The organism is Micromonospora rhizosphaerae (genome assembly GCF_900091465.1).
Lineage (GTDB): Bacteria > Actinomycetota > Actinomycetes > Mycobacteriales > Micromonosporaceae > Micromonospora > Micromonospora rhizosphaerae.
The window spans coordinates 2,908,634-2,922,173 of sequence record NZ_FMHV01000002.1 but is presented as its reverse complement, the minus strand read 5'-3'; the positions used below and the strand labels follow the sequence as shown (position 1 = coordinate 2,922,173).

Sequence of the window (13,540 nt, the reverse complement as noted above, 5' to 3'; positions counted from 1 at the left end):
TCGCCGGCTTCCCGACATTCGAGCAGCGCGCAGCCAGCTCACCGGCGGGTGTACTCCCCCCCGACTCCTCGGGCCGTTCCCGCCCAGCCCGACTCCCGCAGTACGCCACCAACAGGCAGACGGCGATGATCGTCCGGAACCCGGCCACGCCGGTCCCCGCCCCGGTCCAGGGTCGCGCCGGTCAGCACGAGCAGGCCGAGGGCCAGCGAACTGAAGAGAGCGCGATTGCCGTTGATGTCCCCGGATGTCGACACGGCGACCACGTTGAACGCCAGCAGGGCGAGGGCGAAGCCAGCCACCGCGTCGACCCTGGCCGCACGCCAGAGCCCCACCGCCACGACCGTGACCGCCAGGATGAGCGCCCCGCCCACCAGCCAGCCAGCCTCGGCGGTGAGTTCGAGCCAGAGGTTGTGCGGATAGTCGTGCTTGAGCATCCCGGAGTAGTGGGCCCAGTTCCCGAACCCCACCCCGGCCGGGTGTTCGGCGATGATCGGCAGGGTGGCCTTCTGCATCTCCGGCCGGACGCTGAGTTCCAACTCGTCGGACGGGTCGACGAGGAGGGCGTACATCCTGGGCGGAAGCAGCGAGGGAAAGGCCACGAAGGTGGCGGCCAGGCCGGCCATCAGGCCGACCCCTATCCACTCGCGCCGTCCACGCCCGACCTTCTGACGGAGCCCGGCGAGCGCGAGGACGAGGAGGGCGACGACGGTCGCCACCATCGGCCCACGGGACCCGGTGGCGAACAGTCCCAGGGCGAGGATCAGCGCCAGCGCGGCCGCCCACCACCCGGACAGGCGCTTCCGGTAGTACAGCCAGGCGACGGCCACGACGGCAGCCCCGGTGGCGCGCCCCAGCCAGATCGGATTGGCCCCGAATCCCTGCGACCGGCCGTCCGGCGAGCCAGCGGCCAACGCCGCGAGCGCCAGCACGACACCGCAGACGACGAACATCGCCGCGAACATCTCCACGTCCCGCCGCCCCCGGATCAGCGCGACCGCCGCGGCGGACAGCAGGGTCAGCGTGACCAGGAAAAGCAACTTCTCCTGACCGTACTCGGTCTCCGGGGGGCGCAGGACCCCGGGCGCGGCGAGGATCCCGAAGGTCAGCAGGACCCAGAAGACGACCACCCGCGCCCGGGAGGTCGGACGGAGGAGTTCGTGGAAGCCCAGCAGCACCACCAGCACCGCCCCGATCATCAGGAAACTCCTGCCGACCAGGCGCGGAAACAGGTCGAAGTACAGCAACAGCAGGACCGGGGTCGCTCGGATGGTCGTGGACACGATCCCGGAGCGCCGCCCCGGCGCCGCGGCCGAGTCCGCCGTAGGGGAGGAGTGGACGGAGTTCTCGATCCCCGGCGACCAGCCGTCGCCACGCGCCATCATCACTTCAATCCTTCCGTCCGGAGCCACCGCCCGCTCAGCGAGCGGCTGGGCTCGGCCCGTCCACGGGGTGAAGTCGGAAGTGGGCGCACACCGCGCGGTCCGACCGGTAGCGGGGAGTGGTTGGCGGGCATCGCCCCTCCACTCGTCGCGCGACGCCCTTCATCGCCCGCCCAACGAGCCTAACCCGCTCAAGCCGCGCAGATCACTGGTTTAGGCCCGCAAGCGGAACAATGGCGACATAAGCACCTTGAGTCGAGTCGGGCGTCATGCAGGAGAAAGCGGCGGCGACACCCTTCTGGGTGGCTTTGTGGGCTGAAGGGTCATTCACGCGGACTGTCCGCATTGATCCCATTACTGTGCGTCGTGACGGATAGCAGCCCCTCCTGCGGTTTGCACTGGCCGTGGCCCCGAACCTCGAGTACGTACAGGAGCATTCATGCTGCCCATCACCGCGTCTCAGCACGCTTCGGAACCGCGCCGGAAGGGGCCGCGCCTACCACTGCCGGCGCTCTTCGCCGCCGACTGCGGGGCCTGGGTGGGCGGCCTGATCGCGGCGGTGTGGAGCCGATACGAGTTCGATGTCACCGCCCGGGAGCTGACCGCGGCGATCACCGCGGGTCTGGCCGCCGCCGTGTTGCATCTCGGCATCTCGCGGGCGCAGCGAAAGTACCGGGGGCGATACCCGCTGGGCAGCGCAGCGGAGGCGCAGGCCCTGGCCGTGACGACCGCCTGCACCGGCCTCGCGTTGCTGGTCACCGTCACCGTGGTCATGGACCGGCCGGTGCCGGCCAGTTCGCCACTGGTCGGGGGCGCGATCGCGCTGCTCTGCATGCTGGTGACCCGCTTGGTGTACCGCCGCCGCACCGACCGCGCACTACGGCCGGACGCGCGCTCCGCGACCGCCGTACTGCTGTTCGGGCTGGGCTCGGCCGGGCAGGCGCTGCTGCGGGCGTTGCTCAGCGACCCGCGTGGCCGGTACCTCCCAGTCGGGCTCCTTGACGACGACCCGGAGAAAATGCACCTCCGCATCGAGGACGTACCGGTACTCGGCGGTCGCGGCGAGATCGCCGACGCCGTCCAGCGGACCGGCGCCAGAACGCTGATCTTCTCCGTCGCCAACGCCGACGCGGAGCTGGTCCGGGAGATCCGCGCGTTGACCCTGACCGCCGGTGCCGAGTTCAAGGTACTGCCCCCGGTTCGCGAACTGGTGGATCACCGGATCAGCGTGACCGACGTACGCAGCCCCAACATCTCGGATCTGCTAGGTCGACGGCAGGTGGTGACCGACCCGGTCACCAACGAGAGCGCACTGGCCGGTCGACGGATCCTGGTCACCGGGGCCGGCGGGTCGATCGGCTCGGAACTCTGCCGGCAGATCATGCGGGCCAACCCAGGTGAGCTGATGATGCTCGACCGGGACGAGTCGGCCCTACACAGCCTGCAGCTCTCGCTCTCCGGCCGGGCCCTGCTGGACGGCTCCGAGTTGATCCTCGCCGACCTCCGCGACCACGAGGCCATCCGGCGCGTCATCCACCAGCGGCAGCCCGACATCATCTTCCACGCCGCCGCGCTCAAGCACCTCACCCTCCTGCAGAGGCACCCGGGTGAGGCGGTCAAGACCAACGTCTTCGGAACGCTGGCGGTCCTCGACGCGTGCCGGGACGTGGCCAAGTTCGTCAACATCTCCACCGACAAGGCCGCGGATCCGGTGAGTGTGCTCGGCTACTCCAAACGGATCACCGAGCGGCTGACCGCGCACGCCGCGCAGACCTACCCGGGCACCTTTCTCAGCGTGCGCTTCGGCAACGTACTCTGCAGCCGCGGTTCCGTGGTGACCGCGTTCCGCGCCCAGATCGACGCGGGGCTGCCGATCACAGTGACGCATCCCGACGTCACCCGGTACCTGATGACCGTTCAGGAAGCGGTGCACCTGGTGCTGCAAGCGGCGGCGATCGGCCGGGACGGCGAGGCGCTGGTCCTCGACATGGGCGAACCCGTAGGGATCGACTACCTCGCCCGCCAACTCGCCGCCCAGGCGCCCGGGCCCACCCGCATCGTCTACACCGGGCTGCGTCCTGGCGAGAAGCTGCACGAGGATCTGTTCGGCAGGGACGAGCCGGACCTACGCCCCCTGCACCCGCTCATCTCGCACGTACCGGTTCCACCGCTCGACCCCACCGAGGTCACGGCGCTCGACCCGTTCGACGACCCGGAGAAGATCATCGAACAACTCGCCTGGCTCTGTGGGCAGTCAGCAGGTCGGGCTGCCGGTGTCGCCCTGAATGCCGCGCTCGCCAACTAGTGCCCGGGTGCGCCGGCGGTGAATCCACCGCCGGCGCACCTGCCCGTACGACCGCCGGGCACCCCGCCGATATGGTGAGCTGTACGGGTGGCGGGATACCGGCTGGGTCTGGTGCTGCACCCCACGCGGGACGTCTCCGAGGTGGTCGGGATCGTCGAACGGTGGGCGGCGCTTCACCGCAAGACGCTGCTCGTGCGGGCGGAGGACCGGCACCGGGTGCCGCCCACGGTCGAGCCGGTCCCCGCCGACGAACTGGCCGACCGCGCGGACGCCCTGATCAGCATCGGCGGCGACGGCACCATGCTGGGCGCGCTGCGGTCCGCGGCCCGCGATCCGAAGCCCGTGCTCGGCGTGCATCTGGGCGTGCTCGGCTTCCTCGTGGAGGTCGAGCCGCCGGACCTGCCGGCCGCGCTGGACCGGATGGCCGCCCACGACTTCACCATCGAGGCGCACGCCTGCCTGGTCTGCGACGTGTGCGGGGACGACGTGGTGGCCTTCAACGACTTCGCGCTGGTCCGCCGGCCCGGTTCCGGCTTCGTCAACGCCACCCTCGGGGTGGACGGGCAGCGGTACGGCTACTACCGCTGCGACGCGCTGGTGGTCAGCACGCCGACCGGCTCCACGGCGTACAGCTACGCCGCCGGCGGGCCGCTGATCTCGCCGGCCACCCAGGCCGTGGTGGTCACGCCGTCGGCGCCGATGGCCGGCATCTCCCGGTCCGTGGTGCTCTCCCCCGACGAAACCATCCACCTGGAGCTGCGCCCGGGCTCCGCGGCGGTGACGGTGGAGATGGACGGGGTGGTGATCCGGGATGCGGCGACCGAGGGCACGGTGGTCATCCGCTACCGCCGGGACGCCGGTCAGGTGGTCCGGTTCGACCCGCGCCGCCTTCAGGAGCGCAACCAGCTGAAGCTGAGCCTGCTGGACCTGCCGCTGCTGCCGGACCAGCTGCGGGAACTGCTCCCGGACGAGCTGCGCGAGCAGCTGAAGCGGCGGGCGCTGCCGCCACCACGCTGACCCCGCTCAGGCCCCCTTGAGCACCTCGGAGACCAGGGCCTTCGCCTCCTCCTGGATCCGGCCCAGGTGCTCCGTGCCCTTGAACGACTCGGCGTAGATCTTGTAGACGTCCTCGGTGCCGGAGGGGCGGGCGGCGAACCAGCCGGAGTTGGTGATCACCTTGAGCCCGCCGATCGGGGCGTTGTTGCCCGGCGCCCGGGTGAGCGTGGCGGTGATCGGCTCACCGGCCAGCTCGGTCGCCGGCACCTGCTCCGGGGAGAGCTTGGCCAGCACCGCCTTCTGCTCCCGGCTGGCCGGCGCATCGATCCGGGCGTACACGGGCGCGCCGAAGCGCTCGGCCAGCTCGCTCCAGTGCTGGCTCGGGGTCCTGCCCGTGGTCGCGATGATCTCCGAGGCGAGCAGGCAGAGCAGGATCCCGTCCTTGTCGGTGGTCCAGGCGCCGCCGTCGCGGCGCAGGAAGGACGCGCCGGCGCTCTCCTCGCCGCCGAAGCCGACCGCCCCGTCGAGCAGGCCGGGCACGAACCACTTGAAGCCGACCGGCACCTCCAGCAGCGGCCGGCCCAGGTCTTCGGCGACCCGGTCGATCATCGAGGAGGAGACCAGCGTCTTGCCGACCGCTGCGTCCGGCCCCCAGCTCGACCGGGTGCGGAACAGGTGACGGATCGCCACCGCCAGGTAGTGGTTGGGGTTCATCAGCCCGCCGTCCGGCGTGACGATGCCGTGCCGGTCGGCATCGGCGTCGTTGCCCGTGGCGATCTGGTAGTCGGAGCGGGTAGCGATCAGCGAGGCCATCGCGTTCGGCGAGGAGCAGTCCATCCGGATCTTCCCGTCGCCGTCGAGGGTCATGAACCGCCAGGTGGGGTCGACCGTCGGGTTGACCACCGTCAGGTCCAGCCGGTGCCGGTCGGCGATCTCACCCCAGTACGCCACGCTCGCCCCGCCCAGCGGGTCGGCGCCGATCCGCACCCCGGCGACCCGGATCGCGTCGACGTCGATGACGGCCGGCAGGTCGTCGACGTAGTGGGCGAGGAAGTCGTACCCCCCGGTGGTGTCGGCGGCGCGGGCCCGCGCGTACGGGACCCGGCGGACCTCCTTGAGGCCGCCGGCGAGGATCGCGTTGGCCCGCTCCTGGATCCACTTCGTGACGTCGCTGTCCGCCGGCCCGCCGTGGGTGGGGTTGTACTTGAACCCGCCGTCGTCCGGGGGGTTGTGCGACGGGGTGATCACGATGCCGTCGGCGAGCCCGTTGGGGCGGCCCCGGTTGTGGGTGAGGATCGCGTGCGACACCGCCGGGGTCGGGGTGTAGCCGTCCCGGCTGTCCAGCAGCACGGTGACCTCGTTGGCGGCGAGCACCTCCAGCGCGCTCACCGCCGCCGGGGCGGAGAGCGCGTGGGTGTCCCGGCCGAGGAAGAGCGGCCCGTCGACGCTCTGCTCCCGCCGGTAGTCGCAGAGCGCCTGGGTGACCGCGAGGATGTGGTCCTCGTTGAAGGCGTTCTTCAGGCTCGACCCCCGGTGCCCGGAGGTGCCGAAGGAGACCTGCTGCGCCGGGTCCTCCGGATCCGGGTGCTCGGCGTAGTAGGCGGTCACCAGCCGGGGCACGTCGACCAGGTCGGCGGGCTCGGCGGGCTGGCCGGCACGGGGATGGGCCACTGCGGGAACCTCCTCTTCGCGGGGCGGACCTGACTCTTTTCCCGGTGTCGGCCGGGGTCATGCGTGGCGGCGGCTCACGGCTCCACGCGCTGGCCCTTGCCGATCACCACGATGCCGTTGTCGGAGACGGTGTAGCGCTGCCGGTCCTTCTCCAGGTCGACGCCGATCTCGCAGCCCTCCGGGACGAACACGTTCTTGTCCAGGATGGCCCGGCGGACCACCGCGTGGCGGCCGATCTCGACGCCCTCCATGAGCACCGCGCCGTCCACATGCGCCCAGGAGTGGACCTTCACCTTCGGCGAGACGACCGAATTCTCCACCAGGGAGCCGGAGATCACCGCGCCGGGCGAGACCATCGACCCGACCGCCCGGCCGACCCGCTCCCCCCACTGGTGGACGAACTTCGCCGGCGGGTACGGCGGCTGCTGGCTGTAGATCGGCCAGTCGAAGTTGTAGAGGTTGAACACCGGGTGCACGTTGATCAGGTCCATGTGCGCGTCGTAGAAGGAGTCCAGCGTCCCCACGTCGCGCCAGTAGCCGCGGTCCCGGTCCGTGCTGCCCGGCACCTCGTTGTCCTTGAAGTCGTAGACGTTGGCCTCGCCCCGCTCGACCAGCATCGGGATGATGCTCCCGCCCATGTCGTGCTTGCTGGTCTTGTCCTCCGCGTCACGCTCGACCGCGTCCAAGAGCGCCTTGGTGGTGAAGACGTAGTTACCCATCGAGGCATAGATCTGGTCCGGCGCGTCGGGCAGCCCGACGGCGTCGGTGGGCTTCTCGCGGAACGCCCGGATCCGCCGGCCGTCCTCGCCGACCTCGATCACGCCGAACTGGTCGGCCATCGACAGCGGCTGCCGGATGCCGGCCACGGTCACCCCGGCACCCGAGGCGATGTGGTCCTCCACCATCTGGCGCGGGTCCATCCGGTAGATGTGGTCGGCGCCGAAGACGATCACGTGGTCCGGCTGCTCGTCATAGATCAGGTTGAAGCTCTGGTAGATGGCGTCGGCGGAGCCGGCGAACCACCACGGACCGCGCCGCTGCTGGGCCGGCACCGGGGTGACGTAGTTGCCGAGCATGGTCGACATCCGCCAGGTCTGGGTGATGTGCCGGTCCAGCGAGTGGGACTTGTACTGGGTCAGCACGACGATCTTGAGATAGCCGGCGTTCGCCAGGTTGGAGAGGACAAAATCCACCATCCGGTACATCCCGCCGAAGGGGACGGCCGGCTTGGCGCGGTCCGTGGTGAGCGGCATCAGGCGCTTGCCCTCTCCGCCGGCCAGGACGATCGCGAGCACCTTGTCAGCCATGTCCCGACGCTATCCATCCCCGTCGTACTTCACCACTTGTACGCGCACACTTCTGCACTATGGTGCGGGGATGACCGACTCCTCCCCGGCCACCCGGCAGCTGCGCGTCGATCTGCTCACCCGGGAGTACCCCCCGGAGGTGTACGGCGGCGCCGGGGTGCACGTCGAGTACCTGGCGCGCGAGCTGCGCCGACTCGCCGACGTACGGGTGCACTGCTTCGGCGCGCCGCGCACCGAGCCGGGCGTCACCGCGTACGCCGAACCGGTCGAGCTGGCCGGCGCGAACCCCGCGCTGCGCACGATGGGCGTGGACCTGGAAATGGCCGCCGGGTGCGCCGGCACCGACGTGGTGCACAGCCACACCTGGTACGCCAACCTCGCCGGGCACACCGCGAAGCTGCTGTACGGGGTGCCGCACGTGGTGACCGCGCACAGCCTCGAGCCGCTGCGGCCGTGGAAGGCCGAGCAGCTCGGCGGCGGCTACGCTCTCTCCTCCTGGTGCGAGCGGACGGCGGTGGAGGCCGCCGACGCGGTGATCGCGGTCAGCCAGGGGATGAAGCGGGACGTGCTGAAGGCCTACCCGGCGGTCGACCCGGACCGGGTCCGGGTGGTCTACAACGGCATCGACACCGCGCAGTACGCCCCGGACCCGCGCACCGACGTGGTGGAGCGGCTCGGCATCGACCCGTCCCGCCCGAGCGTGGTCTACGTCGGCCGGATCACCCGGCAGAAGGGCCTGCCCTACCTGCTGCGGGCGGCCCGGGAGCTGCCGGCGGACACCCAGCTGGTGCTGCTCGCCGGCGCCCCGGACACCCCGGACATCGCCGCCGAGGTGGAGGGGCTGGTCGCCGAGCTGCGGGCCAACCGGTCGGGGGTGATCTGGGTGGCCGCGATGCTCCCGAAGCACGAGGTGATCCAGGTGCTCACCCACGCCACCATCTTCGTCTGCCCGTCGGTCTACGAGCCGATGGGCATCGTCAACCTGGAGGCGATGGCCTGCGAGACGGCGGTGGTCGCGACCGCCACCGGCGGCATACCGGAGGTGGTGGTGAACGGCGAGACCGGGCTGCTGGTGCCGATCGAGCAGGCCACCGACGGCAGCGGCCGCCCGCTGGACCCGGAACGGTTCGTCGCCGACCTGGCCGCGGCCATCAACGAGCTGCTGGCCGATCCGGCGCGGACCGACGAGTTCGGCCACGCCGGACGGCGCCGGGCCGTGGAGCACTTCTCCTGGGACGCGATCGCCAAGCGGACGCTGGAGGTGTACCGGTCGGTTGGCGCGGCCGGCTGACCCGAGCGGGAACGGATCTCGCGCAGTAGGTTGACGGGGTGACTCGACGGTTCCCGATCGAAGACGTCTCCCCCGTCGTCTCCTGCGGTCGCTACCCGGCCAAGGCGGTGGTCGGCGAGCTGGTGCCGGTGTCGGCCCGCGCCTATCGCGAGGGGCACGATGCGCTCGGCTGCAACGTGGTCTGGCTCGGCCCGGACGGGGCCGCCCGCCCGTTCACCCGGATGCGCCCGGTCGAGCCCGGCCAGGACCGCTGGCACGCCACCATCCGGCCGGACGCGGTCGGCGAGTGGGTGTTCACCGTGGAGGCGTTCCATGACCCCTACCTGACGTGGCAGAACGCGGTGACCAAGAAGCTCGCCGCCGGCCAGGGGCCGGAGGACCTGGCCAACGACCTGGCCGAGGGGGCCCGGGTGCTGGAGGCGGCGCTCGACCTGGTGCCGGCCGCCGAGCGCGAGCGGGTCCGGGTGGCGGCGAAGGCGCTGCGCGACGACGACCGGCCGCTGGCCCGCCGGGTCGCCCCGGCCCTCGAGCTGGCCGGGCTGCTCTGGGACCATCCGGTGCGGGAGCTGGTCACCACCGGCGAGGAGTACCGGCTCTGGGTGGATCGCCCCCGGGCGCTCTTCTCCGCCTGGTACGAGTTCTTCCCCCGCTCCGAGGGCGCCGTTCCGGCCACCGTGGACGCACCCGCGCAGTCCGGGACGTTCGGCACCGCCATGGAGAGGCTCCCCGGCGTGGCCGCGATGGGCTTCGACGTGCTCTACCTGCCGCCGATCCACCCGATCGGGCGGATCAACCGCAAGGGCCGCAACAACTCGCTCACCGCCGGGCCGGACGACGTCGGCTCGCCGTGGGCGATCGGCGCCGCGGAGGGCGGCCCCGACGCCATCCACCCCGACCTTGGTACGCCGGAGGACTTCCGGGACTTCATCGCCGCCGCCGCCGAGCAGGGCCTGGAGGTGGCGATGGACCTGGCGCTGCAGGCCGCGCCGGACCACCCCTGGGTGACCGAGCACCCGGAGTGGTTCACCACCCGGGCCGACGGCACCATCGCGTACGCGGAGAACCCGCCGAAGAAGTACCAGGACATCTACCCGCTGAACTTCGACAACGACCCGGAGGGCATCCGCGCCGAGATCCTCCGGGTGGTGCTGCACTGGGTGGGCGAGGGCATCCGGATCTTCCGGGTCGACAACCCGCACACCAAGCCGTTCGACTTCTGGCACTGGCTGATCTGGCAGGTCAAGCAGGTCGAGCCGGATGTGCTCTTCCTCGCCGAGGCGTTCACCCGGCCGGCGATCATGCACGGGCTCGGCAAGATCGGCTTCACCCAGTCGTACACGTACTTCACCTGGCGCACGTCCGCGGCGGAGATGCGGGAGTACTGCGCGGAACTGGTCGCGGCGGCCGACTACATGCGACCGAACTTCTGGCCCAACACCCCCGACATCCTGCCCGAGTCGCTGCAGCACGGCGGCCCCCCGATGTTCAAGATCCGGGCGGTGCTGGCCGCCCTGCTCTCCCCCTCCTGGGGCATCTACGCCGGCTACGAGCTCTTCGAGCACGTCGCCCGCCCCGGCGCCGAGGAGTACCTGGACAACGAGAAGTACGAGCTGCGCCCCCGGGACTGGGCCGGCGCGCAGGCGCAGGGCCGCTCGCTGGCGCCCTTCATCGCCATCCTCAACCGGGTGCGCCGGGACAACCCGGCCCTGCACCGGCTGCGGAACCTGCGCTTCCACGACATCGACAACCCGGCGCTGCTCTGCTGGTCCAAACACGACCCGGAGACCGGCAACACGGTCATCGTGGTCTGCTCGTTCGACCCGCACACCGTGCAGTGGGGCAACTCCACCCTGGACATGCCGGCGCTCGGCCTCGACTGGCACGACCGGTTCACCGTGCACGACGAGCTGACCGGGGCCAGCTACGACTGGGGGCAGCGCAATGCGGTCCGGCTCGACCCGTACCTGCAGCCCGCACACGTGTTCACCGTGCGGCGGCCGGTGCCCCCGGCCGCGCCCGAACCACCCGGGCCGCCATCGCCGGACCTGACCGTCGAAGACGTACCCGCCGACCTCTCCGGCGGCACCGCCCCGACCGCACCGGCCGAGAAGGACGACGCACGATGGAGCAGCTGATCGCCGGCGAGGCGCACGACCCGCACGCCGTGCTCGGCGCGCACCCCGCCGACGGGCGCACCACCATCCGGACCATGCGCCGGGGGGCCGGCGACGTGGCGGTGCTGGTCGGCGACGAGCGGCACCCGATGAAGCGGGTGCACGACGTCGGCATCTTCGAGGCCACCGTGCCGGGCGAGGTGCTCGACTACCGGGTCGAGGTGGACGGCGCGGTGCACGACGACCCGTACCGCTACCCGCCCACCCTCGGCGAACTGGACCTGCACCTGATCAGCGAGGGGCGGCACGAGCGGCTCTGGGAGGCGCTCGGCGCACGGGCCTTCGACGAGGGCGTGGCGTTCGCCGTGTGGGCGCCGAACGCCCGCGGCGTGCGGGTGGTCGGCGACTTCACCGGCTGGGGCCCGCACGACGGCTGGCCCATGCGCTCGCTCGGCGCCAGCGGGGTGTGGGAGATCTTCGTCCCGGACGCCCGGATCGGCGCCCGCTACAAGTACCGCGTCCTCGGCGCCGACGGGCACTGGCGGGACAAGGCCGACCCCCTGGCCGCGTACGCGGAGACGCCACCGGCCACCGCCTCCGTGGTGCACCACTCGAGGTACGAGTGGTCCGACGCCGCCTGGCTGGAGCGGCGGGCGCGGCGGCGGCCGCACCAGGAGCCGATGAGCGTGTACGAGGTGCACCTCGGCTCGTGGCGGCCCGGGCTCGGCTACCGGGAGCTGGCCGAGCAGCTCACCGCGTACGTCACCGAGCTGGGCTTCACGCACGTCGAGTTCCTGCCGGTGATGGAGCACCCGTTCGGCGGCTCCTGGGGCTACCAGGTCACCGGCTACTACTCCCCCACCGCCCGGTTCGGCGATCCCGACGACTTCCGCTACCTCGTGGACCGGCTCCACCAGGCGGGCATCGGGGTGATCCTGGACTGGGTGCCGGCGCACTTCCCCAAGGACGAGTGGGCCCTGGGCCGCTTCGACGGCACCCCGCTCTACGAGCACCCCGACCCGCGGCGCGGCGAGCACCCCGACTGGGGCACGTACGTCTTCGACTTCGGCCGCCGCGAGGTGCGCAACTTCCTGGTCGCCAACGCGCTCTACTGGTGCGACCAGTTCCACGTCGACGGGCTGCGGGTCGACGCGGTCGCCTCGATGCTCTACCTGGACTACTCCCGGGCGGAGGGGCAATGGGTGCCCAACCAGTACGGCGGCCGGGAAAATCTGGAGGCGATCGCGTTCCTCCAGGAGGTCAACGCGACCGTCTACAAGCAGCACGCCGGCGTGGTGCTGGTCGCCGAGGAGTCGACGGCCTGGCCGGGGGTGACCCGGCCGACCAACGAGGGCGGGCTGGGCTTCGGGTTCAAGTGGAACATGGGCTGGATGCACGACACCCTGCTCTACATCTCGAAGGACCCGATCTACCGGCAGCATCACCACCACCAGCTCACCTTCTCCCTGGCGTACGCCTGGAGCGAGAACTATGTGCTGCCGATCAGCCACGACGAGGTGGTGCACGGCAAGGGCTCGCTGGCCGGCAAGATGCCCGGCGACACCTGGCAACGGCTGGCCAATGTGCGGGCGCTGCTCGCGTACATGTGGGCGCACCCGGGCAAGCAACTGCTCTTCATGGGCTGCGAACTGGCCGACGACCGGGAGTGGAGCGAGGAGCGCGGCCTCGACTGGTACCTGCTGCACGACCCGGCCCGGGCCGGCGTGCAGCGCCTCGTCACCGATCTCAACGCCGTCTACCGGAAGACCGCGGCCCTCTGGGCGCAGGACACCGAACCGGCCGGCTTCCGCTGGATCGCCGGCGACGACGTCGCCAACAACACCGTCTCGTTCATCCGGATCGCCCCGGACGGCGCGACCCTGGTCTGCGTGGCGAACTTCTCCGCCGTGCCGCTGGAGGGCTACCGGGTAGGCCTCCCGGCCGCCGGAAAGTGGACCGAGGTGATCAACACCGACGCCCATCACTACGGCGGGTCGGGGGTGGGGAACCTCGGCGCGGTGCACGGGGAGAGCGTGCCCTGGCACGGGATGCCCGCGTCCGCGGCGCTGCGGGTGCCCCCGCTCGGCGTGCTCTGGCTGCGCCGCGACTGACCGCGAGGCCGCCCTGCGGGCGGGCGGGTCGCGTCCCGCAAGCGACAACTGATGAGGCGATATGACTCTGAGTCATATTTATGCCTCACAGTCATTTCGCTCCTCCGCAGCTTCGAGGGATGGCCATTACACAACGTAGGCAGAGGCGCGGGACGACGGGCTCGTCGGGCCTGCGCAACAACCTGACCTTCATCGCGAACCAGCGACAGAACCCGGACGCCAACTCGGCCGCCCGGATCGCCAACCGGCAGGCCGTGGTCGACCTCATCCAGCAGCGCCGGGCGGCGGCCGCCCGCGCCGGCCAGATCCAGGTGGCGGATTCGGGCACCGGCGGCTGACGGTGTGTGCGGGGCGGGGCCCGGCGTA

At 71.2% G+C, this 13,540-nt stretch carries 9 protein-coding genes; 6 read left to right on the top strand and 3 right to left on the bottom strand.

The genetic code is table 11. The features are described 5' to 3' along the window. Positions 1-38: 38 nt before the first annotated feature. Positions 39-1,382, bottom strand: a complete 1,344-nt coding sequence (locus tag GA0070624_RS14070) for an O-antigen ligase family protein (RefSeq protein WP_091341179.1) — start codon at positions 1,380-1,382, stop codon at positions 39-41. A gap of 436 nt (positions 1,383-1,818) precedes the next feature. Here GA0070624_RS14070 and GA0070624_RS14065 point away from each other — a divergent pair, with 436 nt between their 5' ends. Together GA0070624_RS14065 and GA0070624_RS14060 are read left to right on the top strand one after the other, a co-directional pair. Continuing rightward, positions 1,819-3,684 carry a nucleoside-diphosphate sugar epimerase/dehydratase gene (locus GA0070624_RS14065; RefSeq protein WP_091341177.1) on the top strand — a complete coding sequence of 622 codons (1,866 nt, stop codon included), beginning with the start codon at positions 1,819-1,821 and terminating at the stop codon, positions 3,682-3,684. Positions 3,685-3,771: 87 nt separating this feature from the next. Further along, on the top strand, positions 3,772-4,701 hold the full coding sequence (locus GA0070624_RS14060) for an NAD(+)/NADH kinase (RefSeq protein ID WP_091341176.1): 930 nt from the start codon (positions 3,772-3,774) through the stop codon (positions 4,699-4,701). Positions 4,702-4,707: 6 nt separating this feature from the next. Here GA0070624_RS14060 and pgm read toward each other — a convergent pair whose 3' ends face one another. Both pgm and glgC read right to left on the bottom strand, forming a co-directional pair. Then, positions 4,708-6,351 carry a phosphoglucomutase (alpha-D-glucose-1,6-bisphosphate-dependent) gene (pgm, locus tag GA0070624_RS14055; RefSeq protein WP_091341174.1) on the bottom strand — a complete coding sequence of 548 codons (1,644 nt, stop codon included), beginning with the start codon at positions 6,349-6,351 and terminating at the stop codon, positions 4,708-4,710. 74 nt (positions 6,352-6,425) lie between these two features. Further along, the gene (gene glgC / locus GA0070624_RS14050) at positions 6,426-7,658 is read right to left on the bottom strand and encodes a glucose-1-phosphate adenylyltransferase (protein WP_091341172.1); all 1,233 of its coding nucleotides are present in this window, start codon (positions 7,656-7,658) and stop codon (positions 6,426-6,428) included. A gap of 70 nt (positions 7,659-7,728) precedes the next feature. On the opposite strand from glgC, the gene glgA reads away from it, so the two are divergent. The 4 genes from glgA (at position 7,729) to GA0070624_RS33965 (ending at position 13,512) form a co-directional block, all read left to right on the top strand. Then, entirely contained in the window at positions 7,729-8,949 is a 1,221-nt protein-coding gene (gene glgA / locus GA0070624_RS14045) for a glycogen synthase (RefSeq protein ID WP_091341170.1), read from the top strand. 38 nt (positions 8,950-8,987) lie between these two features. After that, positions 8,988-11,084, top strand: a complete 2,097-nt coding sequence (locus tag GA0070624_RS14040; RefSeq protein WP_091341168.1) for an alpha-1,4-glucan--maltose-1-phosphate maltosyltransferase — start codon at positions 8,988-8,990, stop codon at positions 11,082-11,084. Then, positions 11,072-13,174 (top strand): 1,4-alpha-glucan branching protein GlgB, encoded by a 2,103-nt coding sequence (gene glgB, locus GA0070624_RS14035; protein WP_091341166.1) that lies wholly within the window; start codon positions 11,072-11,074, stop codon positions 13,172-13,174. Before GA0070624_RS14040 ends, glgB begins: the two co-directional genes overlap by 13 nt. A 119-nt stretch (positions 13,175-13,293) precedes the next feature. Continuing rightward, positions 13,294-13,512, top strand: a complete 219-nt coding sequence (locus tag GA0070624_RS33965; RefSeq protein ID WP_141715011.1) for a hypothetical protein — start codon at positions 13,294-13,296, stop codon at positions 13,510-13,512. The last annotated feature ends 28 nt before the right edge of the window (positions 13,513-13,540 follow it).

What these genes read in the sequence shown, in the direction of transcription:
- GA0070624_RS14070 (WP_091341179.1), bottom strand. Translation starts at nt 1,382, where the DNA reads ATGATGGCGCGTGGCGACGGCTGGTCGCCGGGGATCGAGAACTCCGTC.
- GA0070624_RS14065 (WP_091341177.1), top strand. Translation starts at nt 1,819, where the DNA reads ATGCTGCCCATCACCGCGTCTCAGCACGCTTCGGAACCGCGCCGGAAG.
- glgC (WP_091341172.1), bottom strand. Translation starts at nt 7,658, where the DNA reads ATGGCTGACAAGGTGCTCGCGATCGTCCTGGCCGGCGGAGAGGGCAAG.
- glgA (WP_091341170.1), top strand. Translation starts at nt 7,729, where the DNA reads ATGACCGACTCCTCCCCGGCCACCCGGCAGCTGCGCGTCGATCTGCTC.
- glgB (WP_091341166.1), top strand. Translation starts at nt 11,072, where the DNA reads ATGGAGCAGCTGATCGCCGGCGAGGCGCACGACCCGCACGCCGTGCTC.
- GA0070624_RS33965 (WP_141715011.1), top strand. Translation starts at nt 13,294, where the DNA reads ATGGCCATTACACAACGTAGGCAGAGGCGCGGGACGACGGGCTCGTCG.